This window comes from Teredinibacter waterburyi, assembly GCF_001922985.1.
GTDB classification, from domain to species: Bacteria; Pseudomonadota; Gammaproteobacteria; order Pseudomonadales; family Cellvibrionaceae; genus Teredinibacter; species Teredinibacter waterburyi.
Map to the genome: position 1 here is coordinate 274480 of NZ_MRUH01000168.1, position 19107 is coordinate 293586.

17 protein-coding genes are annotated in these 19107 nt (G+C 49.6%); 7 read left to right on the top strand and 10 right to left on the bottom strand.

Going from position 1 to position 19107, the window contains the following annotated elements; all coding sequences use genetic code 11:
* Nucleotides 1–176 precede the first annotated feature (176 nt).
* The 5 genes from ppc to pcnB all read right to left on the bottom strand — a co-directional run bounded on the left by ppc (nt 177) and on the right by pcnB (nt 6635).
* Nucleotides 177–2810 carry a phosphoenolpyruvate carboxylase gene (gene ppc, locus IDZ20_RS15325; RefSeq protein ID WP_188152316.1) on the bottom strand — a complete coding sequence of 878 codons (2634 nt, stop codon included), beginning with the start codon at nt 2808–2810 and terminating at the stop codon, nt 177–179.
* Nucleotides 2811–2976: 166 nt separating this feature from the next.
* Nucleotides 2977–3798, bottom strand: a complete 822-nt coding sequence (panB, locus tag IDZ20_RS15330) for a 3-methyl-2-oxobutanoate hydroxymethyltransferase (protein ID WP_188152317.1) — start codon at nt 3796–3798, stop codon at nt 2977–2979.
* 71 nt (nt 3799–3869) lie between these two features.
* Nucleotides 3870–4553 (bottom strand): deoxynucleoside kinase, encoded by a 684-nt coding sequence (locus IDZ20_RS15335; protein WP_188152359.1) that lies wholly within the window; start codon nt 4551–4553, stop codon nt 3870–3872.
* A gap of 27 nt (nt 4554–4580) precedes the next feature.
* A complete protein-coding gene (gene folK, locus IDZ20_RS15340; protein ID WP_188152318.1) occupies nt 4581–5120 on the bottom strand; it encodes a 2-amino-4-hydroxy-6-hydroxymethyldihydropteridine diphosphokinase in 540 nt (179 codons plus the stop codon).
* 60 nt (nt 5121–5180) lie between these two features.
* Complete coding sequence (gene pcnB, locus IDZ20_RS15345) at nt 5181–6635, bottom strand: polynucleotide adenylyltransferase PcnB (protein WP_188152319.1); 1455 nt, start codon at nt 6633–6635, stop codon at nt 5181–5183.
* A gap of 1224 nt (nt 6636–7859) precedes the next feature.
* On the opposite strand from pcnB, the gene rpoH reads away from it, so the two are divergent.
* The 4 genes from rpoH to IDZ20_RS15365 all read left to right on the top strand — a co-directional run bounded on the left by rpoH (nt 7860) and on the right by IDZ20_RS15365 (nt 10559).
* The gene (gene rpoH / locus IDZ20_RS15350; RefSeq protein ID WP_188152320.1) at nt 7860–8714 is read left to right on the top strand and encodes an RNA polymerase sigma factor RpoH; all 855 of its coding nucleotides are present in this window, start codon (nt 7860–7862) and stop codon (nt 8712–8714) included.
* A gap of 127 nt (nt 8715–8841) precedes the next feature.
* Complete coding sequence (locus IDZ20_RS15355; RefSeq protein WP_188152321.1) at nt 8842–9228, top strand: DUF423 domain-containing protein; 387 nt, start codon at nt 8842–8844, stop codon at nt 9226–9228.
* Complete coding sequence (gene trmB / locus IDZ20_RS15360; RefSeq protein WP_188152322.1) at nt 9225–9914, top strand: tRNA (guanosine(46)-N7)-methyltransferase TrmB; 690 nt, start codon at nt 9225–9227, stop codon at nt 9912–9914. The genes IDZ20_RS15355 and trmB overlap by 4 nt, the downstream gene beginning before the upstream one ends.
* Nucleotides 9915–10043: 129 nt before the next feature.
* A complete protein-coding gene (locus IDZ20_RS15365) occupies nt 10044–10559 on the top strand; it encodes a TIGR02444 family protein (protein WP_188152323.1) in 516 nt (171 codons plus the stop codon).
* Between the two features lie 205 nt (nt 10560–10764).
* On the opposite strand, the gene IDZ20_RS15370 is transcribed toward IDZ20_RS15365, so the two are convergent.
* On the bottom strand, nt 10765–11877 hold the full coding sequence (locus IDZ20_RS15370) for a histidine kinase (RefSeq protein WP_188152324.1): 1113 nt from the start codon (nt 11875–11877) through the stop codon (nt 10765–10767).
* Nucleotides 11878–12242: 365 nt separating this feature from the next.
* Here IDZ20_RS15370 and IDZ20_RS15375 point away from each other — a divergent pair, with 365 nt between their 5' ends.
* Nucleotides 12243–13007 (top strand): FKBP-type peptidyl-prolyl cis-trans isomerase N-terminal domain-containing protein, encoded by a 765-nt coding sequence (locus IDZ20_RS15375; RefSeq protein WP_188152325.1) that lies wholly within the window; start codon nt 12243–12245, stop codon nt 13005–13007.
* Between the two features lie 68 nt (nt 13008–13075).
* Here the strand turns inward: IDZ20_RS15375 and IDZ20_RS15380 are convergent, their stop codons facing one another.
* Together IDZ20_RS15380 and rsd are read right to left on the bottom strand one after the other, a co-directional pair.
* Nucleotides 13076–14098: a WD40 repeat domain-containing protein gene (locus IDZ20_RS15380; protein WP_188152326.1), complete on the bottom strand. Its 1023-nt coding sequence runs from the start codon at nt 14096–14098 to the stop codon at nt 13076–13078.
* A gap of 211 nt (nt 14099–14309) precedes the next feature.
* Nucleotides 14310–14771, bottom strand: a complete 462-nt coding sequence (gene rsd, locus IDZ20_RS15385; RefSeq protein ID WP_188152327.1) for a sigma D regulator — start codon at nt 14769–14771, stop codon at nt 14310–14312.
* A 455-nt stretch (nt 14772–15226) separates the two neighbouring features.
* Here rsd and IDZ20_RS15390 point away from each other — a divergent pair, with 455 nt between their 5' ends.
* Nucleotides 15227–15700, top strand: a complete 474-nt coding sequence (locus IDZ20_RS15390; protein ID WP_245792356.1) for a flagellar basal body-associated FliL family protein — start codon at nt 15227–15229, stop codon at nt 15698–15700.
* A gap of 36 nt (nt 15701–15736) precedes the next feature.
* Here IDZ20_RS15390 and gshA read toward each other — a convergent pair whose 3' ends face one another.
* The gene (gene gshA, locus IDZ20_RS15395) at nt 15737–17338 is read right to left on the bottom strand and encodes a glutamate--cysteine ligase (protein WP_188152328.1); all 1602 of its coding nucleotides are present in this window, start codon (nt 17336–17338) and stop codon (nt 15737–15739) included.
* A 4-nt stretch (nt 17339–17342) separates the two neighbouring features.
* Nucleotides 17343–17672: a hypothetical protein gene (locus tag IDZ20_RS15400; RefSeq protein WP_188152329.1), complete on the bottom strand. Its 330-nt coding sequence runs from the start codon at nt 17670–17672 to the stop codon at nt 17343–17345.
* Between the two features lie 446 nt (nt 17673–18118).
* On the opposite strand from IDZ20_RS15400, the gene gspC reads away from it, so the two are divergent.
* Nucleotides 18119–19105 carry a type II secretion system protein GspC gene (gspC, locus tag IDZ20_RS15405; protein ID WP_188152330.1) on the top strand — a complete coding sequence of 329 codons (987 nt, stop codon included), beginning with the start codon at nt 18119–18121 and terminating at the stop codon, nt 19103–19105.
* Nucleotides 19106–19107: the final 2 nt, after the last annotated feature.

A 19107-nucleotide genomic window follows, 5' to 3' on the forward strand; every position in this document is an offset into this window, starting at 1 on the left:
TGTTTGGTCGAGCTATAGCTGTTACTTCGCTAAAGCTCTAAATGGCGGCCATGCCTTAGCAGGGGCAAAATTCCAGAGGTTTGCGCCCAAGGGAGGTCGGCATTGTATTGCCTATTCCCTCGTGGAACAAATAGATACTGAATTATTAACCCCTTGCGTGTCGTGGGTAAACCGGCTTAACCGGTATTACGCATACCCGCGGCGATACCCGTCATGGTTACTTTCAAGGCCTGTTCTAACTCTGGGCCGATTTCTCCAGACTTACGCTCACGCTTAAGTAGCTCTGCTTGCAGGTAGTTGAGAGGGTCGATATAGGGTTTGCGAACGTCGATGGACTGCTGCAGCATTGGCGTGGTATCGAGTAGGTCGTTCTGGTTTTTCATGGTGTTTATCTGCACCGCCAGTGCTTCCAAGTCTTCACGTAGTTGTTTACCCAAGCTGTGTAGTTGTGGGTCGACCAACTGTTGTTCGTAGTGCGCGCAAATAGCAGTGTCGGCTTTGCCTAGCACCATCTCTAGCAAGTCGATAAAACTGCTAAAAAATGGCCAGTTGTTGAACATGTCTTCCAGTGTTTTGGGGTCGTGTTCAAGCCCGTAGGCTAAGGCTTGGCGGGTGCCCAACCAACCGGGCAGGTTTAGCCGCACTTGCATCCAGGCAAATACCCAAGGAATAGCACGCAGGCTTTCGACGCCGCCGGTAGCTTTTCGCTTAGCTGGGCGGGAGCCAAGTGCGAGCTTGTTTAACTCTTGCTCGGGAGTCAGGCTGCGGAAGTAGGGCACGAACATCTCGTTGCCGCGCACAATATCTCGATAGGCCTTGAGACTCGCTTGGGCCATATCTTCGATAAGCGCACGCCAAGGTTCGGAGGGTGCCGGTGCCGGTGTAACTGTGGCCCGTAAAGTAGCTGCTACATAGTTGCTGAGGCTACTGAAGGCAACGCGTGGCAGGCCGAATTTATAGCGGATCATCTCGCCCTGTTCGGTAACGCGAATACGGCCCTTAACGGAACCGGGTGGCTGTGATGCCATGGCTTTTTCAACTGGACCACCGCCACGGCCAACGGTGCCGCCGCGACCGTGAAACAGGAAGAGCTCGACGCCGTGCTGTTCCGACAGACTCACCAGTTTTTCTTGCGACTTGTACTGCGCCCAAGTTGCCGCGAATTTACCGGCATCCTTGGCTGAGTCGGAATATCCGATCATGACGGTTTGCTCGCCGTCGATATAACCTTGATACCAGTGGTTTTGCCAGAGCTGGTTCATCACGCGTGGCGCACGGTCGAGATCGTCTAGGGTTTCGAATAGGGGGACAATTGGCATGTTCCAAGTAACACCGCACTCTTTCAGCAATAGGGCTACGGCCAATACGTCGGAAGGTTGCTTGGCCATGGAAATCACGTAGTGAGACAGCGTTTCCTCGGGCTGAGCTGCGATAACACGGCAGGTGTCGATCACCTCGGCGGAATCTTTAGTTAGTGGCCATTTGGCTGGCAAAAGCGGGCGCTTGCTGGTGAGCTGCTCTAGCAAAAACGCCTGTCGGGCATCCTCATCCCACTCGCGATAGCTTCCTAGATCTAGATAATTCGTGAGTTCGTCCAACACCTGTACGTGACGGTCGCCATCTTGGCGAATATCGAGGGGGACTAGGTTGATACCAAAAGCGCGTACGCGGCGAATAATATCGGTAAGTGCGCCGTTGGCGATATGCGGCAAACCGACTTCAGTAAGTGAGCGGTGACACAAAAGCAGCGGTTGTAAAAGATCTTCAATAGTGTGGATGATCTCGGCTGGCTCGGGCAGCTTCGGATTTAAAATACGCGCATCGGCCCAGTCGAGCGTAGCTTGAAGGCGGCCGCGCAAGCCGTGGAGGAATTCGCGGTAGGGGGTGCGGCTAGTGAAGCCTACGGCGTCAATCAGCTCACTACTGGCGCTGTGCATACTCAAATCGCCGGCCAGAATCTGTAAGTCTTGCAGGTAGAGATCGGCGGCCTTCCAGCGCCCCAGTAAAATAACTTCTTCTGTTACCTCGTGGGTAACATTGGGGTTGCCATCTCTGTCTCCGCCCATCCAAGAGAAGAATTGGAATGGTTGGATTTCTAGAGGTAGTGCTTTGCCGAGCTGGCGACAGCAAGCGGTGTCGAGGTGGCGGATAAAGTCCGGCACGGCGTGCCAGAGACTATTTTCAATAACGGCAAACCCCCACTTCGCTTCGTCTACCGCGGTAGGTCGCTCTGCTCGAATTTCATCGGTGTGCCAAATCTCTTCGATAACGCGGTACAGCTCGGCGTTGAGCTGGGCAACCTCGTGCTCGAATAGGTCGCTGCGTTTTAATTCGGATAAAACGTCTGCGAGTCGTTCATATTTGCGGATTAAGGTGCGTCGCGAGACCTCTGTCGGGTGGGCGGTTAGCACGAGATCGATGCGTAACTTGTTCATGAGTTGGAACATGTCGTCTTTGCCGAGGTCGGCCGTCAATTCGTTCAGCACGGGTTCCAACGTGTCGGTTTTGCGCGCTTCTGGTCCGTAAAAATATTGCTGGTCGGCGATGTTGGCAAGATTCAGAAACTGATTGAACGCGCGTGCGATAGGTAGTATGTCTTTGTCTTCTAAACGGCTGAGGGCTTCGACTAACGGTTTGTAGTCAATGCTAGCGTTTCCAACGACTGATTGCTGCGCGAGCGATTTAGATAAGGCACGAATTTCTTCAATTTTGCGAAACAGCTTATGCCCTTCGTGTTCTAGAATGTTTTCGCCTAAAAGTTCGCCTAGTAGGCGGACATTGTCGCGTAGGGTTTCTGGTAACTTTTGCATAGTTGGGATCCGTATATCGAGTGAATTCACTATCGGCCGTAATGTTACCCTAGGTTACAGCGATCACAAAAATGTACCTAGGGAAATGTGGTGTTTACATAAGCCGTTCTGGAGACGTGCTTGGGTCGCGAGCTAATGTCACAGCCCGCAAGCGTTACAGTTTTGGCTAATTAAAAATGTGGCTGTCCTCTGGGAAAACGCCGGACTTAACATCATCGGCGTATTTTCGCAGCGCGCCTGGAATATCCCCTGCTTCAATAAGAAAATTCTTGGCGAATTTGGGCGGCGATTCAGTTAACCCAAGGATGTCGTTAATGACCAGAACTTGCGCGTCGGTGTCGCGGCCAGCGCCAATGCCGATGGTGGGGATGGCAATGGCCTCGGTTATGGCTTTTGCTAGCTTAGCGGGGACACATTCGAGAACGAGAAGGTCTGCACCTGCGTCGGTGAGACGTTTAGCATCGTCTAAAATTTGATCTGCGTGTTCCTGAGCTCGGCCTTGAACCCGAAAGCCGCCAAATTTATTAACCGACTGGGGTGTTAAGCCAAGGTGCGCGCATACGGGGATACCGCGTTCACTTAACATGCGAACGGTATTGGCGAGCCATGCGCCGCCCTCTAGCTTCACCATGTTGGCGCCGGCACGCATAACTCGCGCCGCATTGTGCAGCGCTTGCTCTTCAGTGGCGTAGGTCATAAAGGGCAAATCACCAATAATGAGTGATCGCTTGTTACCGCGATGGACGGCTTCGATGTGATAAATCATCTGTTCCATTGTCACTGGTATGGTACTGGGATAGCCAAGTACGGTCATACCTAGGCTGTCGCCAACTAAGACCACTTCTACGCCAACCTTTTCCGCCATGGCGGCCATAGGGGCATCGTAAAGTGCAACGGTAATGAATTTTTCCCCAGCGCGTTTTTTCGCTGCCAGAGTATTAATGGTGATCGGCTTTGCCAGTGCTTCGGTGTTACCAACATAGACCATAGTGTTTGTTCCTTGCGCTATGCAGAGCCTAGCGCGATGTTATTAAGTGTCTTGCAAGGTTGACGTTCGGCTTAGAAATCAATCGCCGGTTGCGGATTGTAGTAATGGCGACCGCGAGTAATATCGAGCATGTAATTGACAAGGTTGCGGTAATCGTTTGGGTTGTTAACCCAATCTATTTCGGCGGCATTAATGATTAAAAGTGGTGACGCATCGTAGTAGTGAAAAAACCGGGTATAGGCATCGTTGAGCTCGGTTAGATAGGTTGCATCGATACTGCGTTCGGAGGTGATGCCGCGCTGTTGGATACGCTCTAAAAGTACCTGTGCGGGAGCTTGTAAATAGATAACCAGATCTGGTGCTGGCGCATCTATGGTTAGGTGGTCGTACACCTGTTGATAGAGTCGCAGTTCGTGGTCGTCCAGAGTTACTTCGGCAAACAACTTGTCTTTTTGAATTAAAAAGTCGGCGACACGCACTGGCTCAAACATATCGTCTTGGCGTAGGTCATTAATTTGCTGCATACGCTGAAACAAAAAAAACAGTTGAGTGGGCAGCGCCGAATTTTTTTCATCGGCATAGAAACGCTCCAAAAACGGATTTTCTTCTGCGCGTTCGAGCAGTGTCTCGTAGTTGAAGGTTTGCGCTAATTGTTTGGTTAAGGTGGTTTTGCCGACTCCGATAGGGCCTTCCACGGCGATATAGCGTGGAATTTTTTTACCGGTTAAATCTAGTTGCCAGCGTTTGTCCGCCATGTCCTCGTTCAATTGGAACTCCCAAAGTTACAGCTGAAATAAGTTTTCGGTACCGATTTGCCACGCAATTGTGTTGATTGCACGCCCATCGGGTAGATGCAGGCTGGGTTCAATGGCCAGCAGCGGTTGTAACACAAAGTTTCTCTCCGCTAAATAGGGATGAGGTACCTTTAGGCGTTCGCTATTGATGGTTTGTTCGCCGTAGAGTAGCAAATCTAAGTCGAGCGTGCGCGGCCCCCAGTGTTGGGTGCGAACCCTACCCTGTTGATTCTCGATCGTCTGTAAAGCGTCGAGCAGAGGCTCCGGGGCAAGCGAGGTGCAAATTTTGACTGCGCCATTGATGTAGTCCGGTTGCTCTGGTCCCACCGCTTTACTGCTATACCATGGCGATACGGCGAGAAGCTGAATTTGGGGGTGCAGGGCTAGGCTGGTACAGGCGCGGATGACTTGAAGTTGAGGGTGTTGCTGATTACTGCCAAGACCTATGAAGGCGGTGGCGGCGGTGTTATTAGCGAGGGCGTGTTTAATCGCCGAGCGCTGTGTGTTTGTGGCGTGATTTTCGTTCATCTAGACTTGGTCTACCTCTGCTCCGCGACTCTGTAGAGTGGTCTTGTACCTAAAGCTGCGTTAGCTGCTAGGACTGGAGCCTTCTCCACCACTGTTACCGCTATCGGTAGGGCTATTTCCGGCGTTGCCGGTATTGGCTGAGGCATTCTGACCGCCGCGGCGGCCACGTCGACTGCGGCGGCGCTTTTGTCGAGGCTGACCGCGTCCGAGATCCGTAATCATGGACTGCCTAGTTTCTTCGTCCGCCGTTTGGAACTTGGTCCACCAATCGCCGAGCCCTTCAATATTTTCACCGGCTTGTTCACGCAGGAGAATAAAGTCGTAGGCGGCTCGAAAGCGGGGGTGCTCCAAGCTTGCGAATGCTCGCTTTCCTTCGCGCTTTGGAAGACGTAATTGCAAGTCCCAGATTTCGCGCATGGGTACTAGAAAGCGCTTGGGGATTGCTGTGTAGGACAGCTGCTGGCTAATAATACCTTGTGAGGCTTGGCCTAGGGCTTCGAGCGCCGATAGCTTTTTGTCGTGCATCAAATGGCGCATGCTAGCTTGCAGTGCGGGCCAGAGGAATGCCGCATAAATAAATGCTGGGGTAACGCGTTTGCCTTGGCGAATGCGTTTGTCGGTATTTACGGTGGCGCTAAAAACGATTTCCCGATCAAAATCACTGCCGTTTTCCATGCAGTAATCGGTGCTCGGAAATAGGTATTGAAACAAGTGATAGTCGCGCAGATTGGTAAGAGTAGCGGTCGCTGAACCGGATAAAAACAGCTTCAAGACCTCTTCAAATAAGCGTGCTGACGGAATATGGCTGAGGTAGTCAGCATGTTCTCGAATGGGGTGTTCGGTTGCGGCTTCGATCGAGAAACCGAGTTTTGCGGCGAATCGGACTGCCCGAAGTAATCTTACAGGGTCTTCTTTGTAGCGAGCTTCTGGGTCGCCAATAATGCGCAGTGTACGTTTTTGTAAGTCTTCTAAGCCGGAACTGAACTCTAAAAGCTCGCGGGTCGTTGGGTCGTAATAGAGGGCGTTAATGGTGAAATCACGACGCTCAGCATCGGACTTTAAGTCGCCATAAACATTGTCGCGCAGCAATATCCCGTGCTCGGACTGTTTAGCGTCACCCTCGCCTTCGGATTGGGTGTGGTTGGCGCGAAAAGTGGTAACCTCAATAATTTCTCGCCCAAACCGCACGTGGACGATGCGAAAACGCTTACCAACAATTCGCGACCGTCGAAAGATTTCACTAACCTGCTCCGGCGTGGCACTTGTTGCCACATCGAAATCCTTTGGCTTGCTGCCTAGGAGTAAATCGCGCACCCCACCGCCGACCAGATAGGCACTATGGCCAGCTTGCTGCAGCTGTTCAATTACGCTGATGGCGTTTCGACTGACATCGGCACGATTGATGCCGTGATCGCTTTCACCGATGACTTTGGCGTTCTGTGTAGGCGTAGAAGCACCTTTGTCGAACAGTTTTTCAGACAGGTTTTTATTTATTTGTAGCAGCCGTTTTAACATGGTTTTGGCGTGATTGCGGTGGTTGGGGTGTAGGGAATGGCAGCCAGTCTAACACATCTACTGTGAAGCCCTTGAAGATTCTTTCTCGGGGGCTGAAAAGGCTTGTGACGGTAAGCGTTTGGGTAATCTTGTTGCTCTAAAACTAAAACGGGAAAGCCTTGGCTTTCCCGTTACAAATATTTTAGTTTTTATTATCGTTTTTTTTCGGCTGCGTCGAACTAAGTTTTTTGAACTCAGTCGGACACTTCCTTGTCCGATATTCTTTGCTGTTTAAAGCAACACCTCTCCAAAGGCACACAAGTCAGTTTTATACGCTTAACTTTCTTATTATTTGTTGTTGTTATTATGTTTGTTTACTTTTGTTTTTATTATTTATTGTTGTTATTCGCTATTTAGTCTTTTCTTATTATTCTTTATTGTTGTTATTGTATCGCTTAACAGAGCATGTCTCGTGCCAACTTTGTTTTTGTTATATAAATCAACCAGATATGACTTTTCGACTATTTCGTTATTATAAAAAAGCATTTAAATTCGTTACTTTCTGTCTCGGGGTTGTTACGGGGCCCCGTCTTGGGTAACAAAGGTACCAAGGGTAACAAGTGTGTTCTATTTGGTAACGTGCAGATGTTGATTTTGATGTCAATGCGGGATTTGTTATATTTATACCGCTTTTGTCGGCCTGAAACATAAAGTTGGTTATATGGCCGAATTGGTTGTTATTTGTTCGAGATTTGCCTAGCTCGGTGATTTTACCTAGTCTTTCGTTGTTGTCTTTGACCCAATTGCTGAACTGTTGACCGTGAAATGTGTCTTCTGATGTGAGCTTGGTCGTTAACTCGATCCCTGTTTCGATAGAAATGTCAGTGCTGAGGGTTGAAAAAGCGTAAATTCGGCCTAAGATCATCACGCTGAGTGTTGTAATCTCGGTGATCGATTGCGACCACAGAATGAACAAGGTTAATAAAGCTCTAAATAGCGTCTTGAGCATGAGCTTTATTTTGACCGTTCACGTAAAGCAAGGGAGATCTTATATAGAAAGACCTTATATAAGGTTGTTTCGAGTGGATGTTCTTGATCTGAGCTCTAGATAAGAACTGTTAGCATTTACGTCGAACATGTTACACTCTCACCCCGCTGTTATTGGCAGTAAGCTGCGATAACAGTGATTGGTGAGCTAGGGTTGGGCGAAATGCCAACCGAAACTAGATTTGGAGGACGTTGCCCATGGGCACGAGTTTACAGACTGTTGAAGTATTGGCGCCGGGCCAAAACCTGAATGCGTACATGCAGGCCGTGAACAGTTTCTCAGTGTTGACTGCGGAAGAAGAGAAGCAGTTAGCCGAAGACCTGTACTATCGCGAAGACTTGGAAGCGGCGCGTCGTTTAGTTATGTCGCACCTGCGTTTTGTGGTTCACATTGCAAGATCCTATGCGGGTTACGGCCTTTCTCAGGGGGACCTGATACAGGAAGGTAATGTTGGGCTAATGAAAGCTGTTAAGCGTTTTAACCCAGAAAAGGGTGTGCGTTTGGTGTCTTTTGCTGTGCACTGGGTTAAAGCCGAGATGCACGAATTCATTTTACGTAACTGGCGTATTGTGAAGGTCGCCACTACGAAGGCTCAGCGTAAGCTGTTTTTTAATCTGCGCGGTCAAAAGAAGCGTTTGGGTTGGTTGAACAACGTTGAGGCTGAAGCCGTTGCGGCAGATTTGAATGTAGATGTTAAGAATGTCCGGGAAATGGAAAGCCGCTTGTCTGCTTATGACGCGTCTTTTGATGCGGGCGCAGACGAAGATGACGATACCGCATTCCAAGCGCCGGCAAATTACTTGGAGGATCGACGCTACGATCCGTCTACCATGCTGGAAAAAGCCGATTGGACTGAGAATAGTCTCGCTGGCTTAGAAGGCGCGATGGCACAGCTAGATGATCGCAGTCGCGATATCTTGCAGCAGCGCTGGCTAAATGATGGTAAAGCAACTTTGCACGATCTTGCCGATAAGTACGGCGTTTCGGCAGAGCGAATTCGTCAGTTAGAAAAAAATGCGATGAAAAAAATGCGCGTTTTTATGGAAGCCTAAATCGTTTACATCTTGCGTTGAAAATTTTTGACGCGATAATTGATGTACTTACTAGTCTGAAAAAGCCGCAGAGTCTGCGGCTTTTTTTTTGAGAGCCATTTGCAGGTCCCTGTCGAGGTTGTTTTTAATGTATAGCAAGCTAATTCTGTTGTTCGCTGCTGCAAATGGTGCGGTGGCGGTAGTGCTGGGGGCCTTTGGCGCCCATGCTTTAAAGGGACGCTTGGCTGACAATTTACTTTCCGCATGGCACACCGCCGTGCAATACCATTTTTATCATGTGTTGGCATTGATGGCGGTCGGGATCTTGTTGCAGCAGGGCGCGCCGCAGCGCTGGCTGCACTGGTCTGCGCTTGGCTTCGTTGGTGGATTAATATTTTTTTGTGGCAGCTTGTATGGTCTGGCGCTTGGCGGTCCACGCTGGTTGGGGCCAGTTACACCGCTTGGTGGGCTGTCGTTTATTTTGGGTTGGACGATGTTGGTTGTCGCTATTGGTACAGTGAAGAAAGTTGGATGAGACCAGAGTTTAAGAAGAAATCGATTCGCAGTTACGTAATTCGCGCTGGACGCATGACAGACGGCCAGAAAAAGGCGTTTGATGATTGGTGGCCGGAGTATGGGTTGAGCTTGTTTGATGGCCCTATAGATCAGCAGCAGGTGTTTGGCCGCGCAGCGCCGCTTGTGCTGGAGGTTGGTTTTGGTATGGGCGATTCGTTACTTAAAATGGCACAAGCTGAGCCGGACAAGGATTTTATTGGCATCGAAGTACATCCGCCTGGGGTTGGCCGTTTAATCAGTACCGCCGGCTTGGCGGGTATAAAAAATTTACGTGTTTATATGGCTGATGCCAACGATGTTATGAGTGATTGTATACAGCCTGAGAGCCTTGATCGATTCCAGCTTTACTTTCCTGATCCGTGGCATAAGAAGAAACATCAGAAGCGCCGTATCGCACAGCCTGCTTTTATTCAGTCGGCCCGGCGTTTGCTGAAACTTGGTGGCGTATTTCATATGGCAACAGATTGGCAGGATTATGCCGATCAGGCGATGGAGTTTTTGTGTTTGGCGGAAGGTTACCAAAACAGTGTTGACGAATATTGCTTCGCCGACCAGCCTGACTATCGCCCTCATACAAAATTTGAAGCTCGTGGTGAGCGCTTGGGGCATGGCGTTTGGGATCTTATCTTTCGACGGTGCGATTAGTCAGCGCTTAGAAAAGAAACGCTTTGGGCGAAAAGTGTTCACCACTCCAAAAAAAACAGCATTGCTACTAGAGCTGCAGGAGTGCGACTATTACCATGTAGGTCTTGTTTACGGCAGAACCATAATCTAATGACGCAAGTAAAAGCAGCAGGACTTTGGGTGGAATCGCTATGGGATTATGCGAATCGAGTCTACGCTCATAAAGAAGTTGAGAGCCTGGTGTTGGATATGCAGGACGAATATTATGCAAACGTGGATATTATTCTCTGGTGCTGCTGGCTGGATAGTGAGGGCATCCCTCTTAGCTGTGAAGTGCTAGATGATATTTTGATTTCTGTTGATACCGTTAGTCAGTCCACCCTGTTAAAAATTCGAGATGTGCGGCGTTATCTTAAAAACACCGCAAGTTTTACCCCCACCCAGTCGAAAGTCATCACCAAGCAACTTTTAAATGCAGAGTTGGTCATTGAAAAGGTTCTGTTGTTCCGAATGCAGGATCTCACTCGTCGCTTTGCAATCCTAATGCGGGACGAGCGTGCCCCCTTAAGTTTGCGCTACTACCTTGAGTTTCTCGGGATCCCCGATGCGCCGCAATTGGCGCGTATGGTGCAAACCGCGTGCAAGCTGCGCAGTAGTTACAGTTAGCTGCGGCGCTTTTGGCTATGGTGCCGAAGTGTTGTGGCGTGTAAATCTAGTTTTTCGGTTTTCTTCCGTGTTAACTAAATATTTCTGTCATACCTCAGCCATTATTCGGCGACGTTCGGCGCTACCTCATTACATAAAAAAGCCCACTTACATCCTGGCGTCGATGTAAGTGGGCTTCACTAGTGTCTTGCTAATACTTAGAGCTCTATTCTGAATCGAATAGGCTGTTGCCGCGAGGTCGAAGATCGTTGCTATCTTCTGTCTTTACGGCTTCTTTGTTTGGTTCTTCGTGTTGCGCAGCAACTGCCGCCTTAAGTTTTTCTATAGATGATTCGGCTACCGAAGGCAGGATTAGCGGTGGTGCTTTTTGTATTGCTGGTGTTTCTATGGCTGAGGTCTCGCGGGGAATACTCTTAGGGCTTGGAGTGGCTTCGTGTTTGCTGGTTTCTTGTGTTTTCGCAGGAGTAACAGTTTTTGGGGTCGCCTCAGTGGTGGTCTCAACTTTGCTTGGGGGGGGCGTGCTTATGGCCGTGCCAATGTTGCTCACAAGCTTTGCCTCTGTTGATTTCGCTGTGACAGCGCTACTGGCGGCGATAGGCTTCGCTTTTGTCGCGCTGGATAGGGGCGCACTTGTTTGCGGAGCACTAATAATTTTCTTAACGGTCTTTTTCTTTGCGGGGCTTTTTTTTACGGCCTCAGTCTGAATCGCGGCATTATTTTTGGTTGCTTTTGAAGCAGTAGCCTTTTTAGCCGTAGATTTTTTAGTGGGGCTTTTTACCGGCTTCGCAGCTAATGCCGCGCTGGCCTTTTTAGCCGTCACTTTTTTTGCGGGCAGTTTTTTCGACGGTCCTTTTTCCCCAGTTGCTTGGCTGACAGGTGCCTTTTTAGGGTTGGACTTCTTTTTCGTCTTGCTTTTAGTTAGGAAAACTTTAGTTGCCTTGGCGGCGATAGAAGTCAGCATTTTTGCTGAATTAAGGTTTTGCTTGACCGTCGCTAGAGCGGCTTTGGCATCATTGAGCTCAGCCGTTAGTTTCGCGACCTGAGTTTTTTGGAGGGACACAGCCGCTTTTGTTGCGGTTACCTTTTTGGCGTTTGCTGCAGTTTTCTTTTTAGCGTATGCACTAGTAGCTGCGACCGCTTTCTTTTGCTGACTAGCGAGTGCTGTTTTGGCTTTGGATAGTGCGGTAACACTTTGTTTTACGGTTTTATCGGCTTTGGTGAGCGCACTAGCGCGAGCTTTTTCGAGCTGGGCTGTGGCTTTGGCAATTTGCTTTTCTATATCCGCGATGGATACCGAGTTTTTCTTTTTGGCTGCCATGATGAAGTCCTGAGGTGTAAGTTGAGCGTTGACGGGCGAAAGCGTTGAAAATAATAACCGCGTTCGGGGAAAAATTGTACAACTTTTGGCGTATGCTGCGGTATGAGTGTTGTTATTTTAGCTTGTCTGCGCCTAGCTGATTGTCGTTGATATAAAAAAGTGTGTTTTTGTGGATATTGTCGTAAAAATAGCTGTCTATTTGGCGGGGCCAAATTCCTCTGGATGTGAGGTGGCGCGCTGGTGACTGACGCGGTGCTTAGGTATACTCGACGGCCTTGGCTTGTAGGATCGCCCAGTAGTAGCGCCTTACGGAAGTTTAGGTGTTTCGCTTACAAGAAATATTCGTATAACTATAGGTATGGACCATGAAGAAGAAGCTTATATTTGCAGCCGTTGCAACGGCAGTATTGCTGGCGGGCTGTAATGAAGATGCCGCTAAGAAAGAAAGCAAAGCAATTGAAATTTCCAGTTTGGATGATCAGGTCAGCTATATGTTGGGTTTCAATATGGCTCGACAGGCTAAGCAGTTTGATTTTGCTATTAATCCCGAGCTGATTGCTCTTGCGGTAACTGAGGTTAACGCTGGAACTGAGCAGCGTTATTCCGATGAGGAAATGCAGGCGACTATGCGCGCATTCCAAACAGAGCAAAATGCTAAGCGTCAAGAAAAGACCGTTGCGCTAGGCGAAAAAAATCTCGTGGATGGCAAAGCGTTCTTGGAAGAAAATGCTAAGAAAGAGGGTGTAATACAAACCGAGTCTGGCTTGCAGTACGAAATTATCACGGCCGGTGATGGCGCAATCCCAACAGCGAAAGACAAGGTTGTTGCACATTATCGCGGCGCGAATTTAGCGGGTGATGAGTTTGATAGCTCCTACGAGCGCGGTGAGCCAGCTGAATTCCCAGTAGGTAGCTTGATTCCTGGTTGGGTTGAAGCTCTCCAGTTGATGCCAGTAGGCTCAAAGTGGAAGCTTTATATTCCTGGTGAATTAGCCTACGGCGTTGGCGGCAAGATGAACCGTCAAACGGGTGAATATGATATTGAGCCAAACGCTGTTCTAGTTTTTGATCTTGAGTTGCTGGAAATTAAATCGGCCGCTAAAAAGCCTGAAGCGCCAGCAGCGGAATAATTCGCTAAGCTGGACCAATAAAAACCCCCTGTCATCTTTTGCTGCCAGGGGGTTTTTTTATGTGTGTCCTAGGGGGGCGTTTCGGCCAGTTTTAGTTGATGAATAAAACCGTTTGAAGCAATGGCGTTGTATTCGCCTTCGTTTTCACCAAAAGATACTGCGAGCACGGCGGTGCTGGTAGGTTTCCATGCGCTGCGTTTTGGCATCTTCCAGCGCGTAATCTCAGTTAGGGAAGCTAAATCCCAGAGTTGCACAACTTGATCGGGGCGGCCGGTCAGCAGCAGTCTGTTATCGCGACTGAAGTTTGCCGTGCTAAAACTGATCCCGCGTTTCAGGCGCTCTGAGCCGAGGGGGATTTCCCCTAGGGCTTCGCCGCTGCGTGTGCGCCAGAGTAGAGCTCTGTCGAACTTGCTCATTGAAAGAGCAAGGCTGCCGTCGGGTGAGAGTTTCACCAGCTTCACTTCGGCATCAAATTTATGTCGGGCGAGCTCCTTGCCTGAAGCAACATCCCAGAGTATCGAGGTACCGTCTTCTGAGCCTGTGAGTGCCAGCCTGCCGTTGCGGCTTAAATCTACGCTGCGAACACGATTGCCGTGTTTGAATGTGTGGATCACGCCGCCGCGTTGAATATCAAATAAAACCGCGGAGTGATCGCTTAGGCCGAGTAGTGCTGTGCGTGCATTGGGGCTGAGTTTTGCGGACAGAATCTCACCAGGGGCTGTCCAGTAGCGAAGCCCTTCCCCCGTTTTGGTGTCCCACAGGACTAGAGTCGCAGGGTCTGCGGTGAGGGCAAAGTTGTTGTCTGGTGAAATGTCACTAACGACAATTGTTGAGGTCTCTTCGCCGCTGTGATTCCAGTTGTATAGCCGTTCGTTTGTCTCGAGTCGCCAAAAACTGCCGCCATGAGTGATCGAACCGACTACTGCAAGGGTTCCGTCGTCGCTTAGTGCGGCGGAATACAAGCCCTTTACCGCAACTTCAAGCGACTGATTTGGCGCCTGGGCTGAGTCGCAGCCGCTGATAAAAGAAAGTAGGGCTATTAGAGGTGTTGTTAGGAGCGATCTAACCGCCCTAGAGCTAGAGATATGCATTTATCCATACCTTGCTGCGTGAGGTTTATTTTTGGTGGGCTTTTATAAGAATATCAGCTCAATCTGTTGTTAAGCATAGCAGTGATAGTCGGGGGCGATGGGTGATGTTTTGTTTTGGCGTTTGCGGGTAATAAAAAAGCGCCCAAATGGCGCTTATGATTTCTTGGTGAGTTGCAGGGTTTTGTGCACCTGTTAACTGTCTATTTCTGGCTTAGTCGAGGTGGTCTTTATGGGCGACATGCAATACTTTGATTGCCACATCTTCAGCTTCAAAGCGAGCGGCTAGCATTTCCCCGAGTCGAGAAAGGTCCGCAGGCAAAGCCTCTAAATCATCAACTTCTTGGTACTTATCGTTAAAGTCGAGAATATATTCCGTGGTGGAATCAACTTTCTTAAACTGTTCGGCGGCCGTCGCTAGACCTTCTTCATCCTCAAAGGCACGCCCCTCATCGACGAGTTGGCCGTAAACTTCAAAGTGCCCTGCGGAGACATAGTCGACCATAATTTGGCACATGGAGCGCAAGATACTTCCGCGTTGAGACTGTTCGTCATCGACCACATCAGAGAGGTCGCAGTACAGAACTAGCATTTGCTGACGCTCTTTTAGCCAGCGATCAATAATTTCACTGACACCGCCCCATCGTTCCTGTGCGGATTGACACTCTTCCAGCATTGTTAACACCTTATTAGAAAAATTTTTTTTGGGTTAAATTTCCAAGACTGATGCCCGAGAATTTATTTTAAACCAATCGTTTGCTCGCGCTGAGGCGAACGCAAAGTTACCGCGCCGGCCACCATAAACGTGGCTATTAATGCCGGCTTATCGAATCACTTTACGCGAGTCGGGCAGGCTTCAAGATAGGGGATAAAAAGACTAAGAGCAAGTGTTTTGGCTTGTACTGATGGGTCGCTTAAAGCGCCGCCGAGCAAGCTTGGTAGGCGATCACGACGGCTTCGTCTAAATTAGCTGGCGGATTACCTGAATACTCAGCTGAGTGCACGTTAAGATCCAGTTCGGATGACATGGCGGCGCGCTTAGGGGGTGTAGTAATGGGGTTTGATCCGGCGCAGATGCCGCAATCTGAACTATGCTTTAGGCAGATATTGGAATAAACGAGAGAGTTGAAAATGAACAGGTTTAGCGTGTTACGTCTGCTGTGTATGCTTGTGGGCTTGCAGTTCGCGTTGGCGAATGTCGCTTGGGCTGAAGATGATGTGGAGTCAGCGGATGCTGCGGGCGAGGCTGAGTCGCCCGAGGGCGCGGCTGAAGGTCAGACCGCAGCGGCGATTTATCTGCCATTGAAGCCCGCCTTTATTGTTAATTATGGTGGTGTTGGCAAACTCAAGTATTTAAAGGCCGACGTATCGGTACGTTTGGCGAGTTCTGACGCGGCAAACTCTGTCCGCCATCATCTACCTTATATCCGCAACAACTTAGTGATGCTGTTTTCAAGCCAGACGAGTGAGTCGCTCGACTCACAGGCTGGAAGGGAGGCTCTACGTTCCGACGCACTTGCCGAAATTAGCAAGATTCTGCTCGAAGAGGACAATCAGGACGGTGTTATAGAGGTGTTTTTTGACACCTTTATTTTACAAAAATAGCTGGATAATCAGCCAAGTGAGCGAATAACTACGGCGTTAGCAGCGGTTTTTACACATAGTGTATTGGCCGTAATAGCGCTCTAGGAATTCTGCAAATGGTTGCTGGTCAGGCGCTTCTAGTGCCCGCTGTTCTTCAATCGACTGCTGTCTCATCTGGACTAGACGTTTTTCCTCTGCGCTAGTAGGCGGGTTGTTTAATAGTTGTTGATGGTGCCGCTCCGACAGTTCGAGTGCGTAACGAGCATAGTTCAATTTGTTTGATTTTAACTCTTCAAGTAGTCGTGCGGATGGTGTCAGGCTAGGGTCTTCTAACTTCTTCGCTTGATTGTGTAATGATTCGCTGAACAAGGTGCAGCCATTGGCTGTGTCTAGCGCCGTGGCTACGCTTTCAAATTGTTCTAACAGCTCAAGCCCCCAGGTCTTTAGTTCGACTTCTTCGTTTACAGTTCGGCGCAACTTTAGTCCTGGTTCGCGCCCCCTCCGGACGACACGCTTTTGGTTGTGCATGATTGCTTCTGCTTCCGCCTTGTGGGTGTCTGGGCTTGGCATCAATGCACAAAAAATCAAAAAGACATCGAGGAACCGAATTTGTTCGTCGGTAATACCGAGTACCGAGTCGGTACTTACGTCGAGGCAGCGAACCTCAATATATTCCACGCCGCGATTGTCGAGTGCCGAGAGCGCGGTTTCGCCGGGTTTGGCGGCGCGCTTTGGGCGTATTGAGCTGTAAAATTCATTTTCGATTTGTAGTAAGCCAGTATTGAGCTGGCGGTAATTTCCTGCTTCGTCGGTGGTGCCAATATCAGCGTAGGCTTTGTGCTCCTGGGTGATGGCGCGACACAGTGAGTTAATGTAGGAGTTCTTGTCGTTGTAGCACACATATAAATCTTCCTGTGCGCTGCTTTGATAGCCAAGGTCGCCCATTCGCAGTGATGTGCCGTAGGGTGCATGCAGTGTATGAGAGAGTTCGTCCATGAATTCCAAGTCGTGCGGGCGATCGCGAACAAAGCTGCGGCAGATGGCTGGCGATGAGCCGAACAGGTAAATCAGCAGCCAGTAATAACGGCGAAAGTTTCGTATCAATCCGAAGTAGGCGCGGTCTTTGTAGGCTTGTAAGTTCAATATGCTGTTATCGCGATGGCGCAAAAAGGCCCAGAAAGCGTTCGGTAGCGAAAAGTTGTAGTGAACACCCGCGACAGTTTGCATGGCTCGACCATATCGGTGGCCAAGCCCAACGCGATAAACGGTCTTCATGCGCCCATTATTCGACTTGCCGTATTGGGCCACGGGAATGCTGTCGTCCTCGCCTAGAGCGCAGGGCATGCTTTGTGTCCAGAGTCGTTCGCCGTGCTCTAGCTGCTGTGCGGTAAATCGTTGCAGCAGGCTTAGGTTGTTAAGCAGGTCGTCGATGCTGTGGCAGGGCGGGGTGATAAATTCCAGCAGGGCTTCGCTAAAATCGGTCGTGATCTGAGGGTGAGTAAGAGCAGCGCCAAGACGCTCGGGGTGCGGTGACACCGCGAGATTACCCGTAGGTGTCACTCTTAGGCTTTCGCGCTCTACACCGCGTAAAATACCGGTTAGCAGCGATGCGTTTTCCGGCTCGAGCAGTTCGGGGGGAACCTGCAGTTGATGCGGCATGCGTTTAACCTACGTCTGTTATTGGCTGAGATTTTGGTTCGGCTTGAAAATCCGCTTCACCTGCGTCGGCGTCGTCTAGGTTTGTGTTTGGTTCTGCAGTGGCGCTGCTGGTGTCGTCGGTTGGGAGCACTAGCGCGCCATTGGCGGCTGTTTCGAGTGATTTAATTTGGATTCGAACATCTGGGTCTTTTACCGTTAGCTCAACCATCAAGTTTATCGCTTCATCTTTATATTCAGAGCGGTAGAGGGAGCGGCTGTCTGAGCCGTCGAGCCACTCTTTGCTTTTTCCAAAGTATTGTTGATGTTGATTTGCGAGGACAAAAACTTGATTCATAGACAACTAATCCGTCGGTTGGTGTGTGCTTCAGAATATGGGGGAAAAACTTGTGAATTCAGCCCCCAATTGTGAAAAAATCTAGAATAAACATACCGTTGACATACCAATCCTCATTCAGCCTGTATAAACTTGACGACCTTCTGCTGAAACGGCGGCGCCCTACGATTGGCTGCTAAGCCCATGTGGGCTGGGTTTGCGAGCTGGTGCGAGAGTGAATTAGAGGTCGTCCAGCAGTAGGTTTAAACGCTCGAGGGTGCTTGTTTTTGTTGTTGCGGTGCAATGCACGGCAACAAAACTCCCGATCGTAGAGCTGAATACCCTATAACGATAATGATCATAACAAGGGTTAATGTAGTCGTGTCTTGCGTAAACGCATAGATCGTTTGCCTCGCCTTGAGGGCCAATCAGCGATGACTATATTAAACCGACTTGGAGAAATATAAGTGACGACAGCGCTCGCAGATAATCCACTGCTAATCGCCGCCAATGATTATTGGCAGCGAACTGTCGTCTTTCTGAAGCGTGTTCCGCTTATCTATTGGCGTAACTTGCTGTTATTTTTGGCCGCTTTCTGGATCTGCAACAGCGTTGGTGGATTGTTTTGGTGGTTGGTGCCAGCTTCCACGCCGTTACAGCCCGCCCGTTTGGCCGTTCCGGTTAAAGAAGAGGTTACTGTTTCCCGCGCAGACATCGATATATCGGTTCTGCAGGAGCTCAAGTTGTTTGGTGATGGCGGCACCGCACCGGTGCTAGATGTAGCTGAATCTCAGCTCGCACCCGCCTTGGACGGTTTGGAAGAGGGGGCGGCTACTACTCGGTTGAGTTTGCAGTTGAACGGTATTATTTCCAGCACTGATCCGCAGAGTGCGCGCGCGATCATCGCCGATGGCAACGACCAGCAGCTTTACCGTATTGGCGAGGAGATCGCCAAAGCGCAGGGCGTAAAGCTGGCTAAAGTTCTTGAAGAGCGTGTTATTTTGGATAACAACGGCAGCTATGAATCTCTTTGGCTGTATTCGGAAGCCGATTTCAAGCAATCACAAAATAATCGCAACCGCTACACCGTGCCGCGTACCGGTGGGCGCGATCCAAACGATACCTTGGCGCAGGCGCCATCCCAGAAAAAAACCATTAGCAAGAGCGATATGCCGCAGTCGGTAAGCGATGTGGTGCGCTTTAGTGTGCATCGTGAAAATGGTGAAATGGTAGGTTATAAATTGCGTCCGGGGCGCGATCGCAAACTGTTCGAAGAGGTGGGTCTACAGTCTGGGGATATAGTAACGTCTGTGAACGGACGCGAAATGACCGATCCGAAACAGCTTCGAGAAGTTTATCAGGAGTTGAAAGCCGCTACCGAGGCCAATTTAGTTGTGCGTCGTGGCGACGAAGACTTACAAATAACGATTAGAGTTGACAATTCAGGTGGATAAAA